Annotated in this window: 1 pseudogene; it reads right to left on the bottom strand. The window is 38.0% G+C overall.

From position 1 onward, the window contains the following. Positions 1–245: pseudogene (locus tag ACWXWW_RS18265) on the bottom strand (NDP-hexose 4-ketoreductase); the annotation flags it as partial.

The raw sequence follows: 245 nt of genomic DNA, 5'->3' as shown, positions 1-245 counted from the left end.
ACGAACGGCTTTAGAAATAGCCTTAACCGCTTCTTCTTGCCCAATCACGCGAGAATGGATAATTTCTTCTAGTTTTAATAATTTATCTGTTTCCGTTTGGGCTAATCGTGTAACAGGGATTCCCGTCCAACTTGATACGACATTGGAAATATCCTCGACTGTTACTTCTGTATTTTCTTTCCCTTGTTTCTCTTTCCAGTTTTTCTTCGTTTCTTCTAATTTTTCTCTAAGGCGTTGTTCTGTAT

Source organism: Microbacterium sp. KNMS (assembly GCF_053851835.1).
Note: the sequence above shows the minus strand (reverse complement) of the source record. Positions and strands in the feature narration are given on the sequence as shown.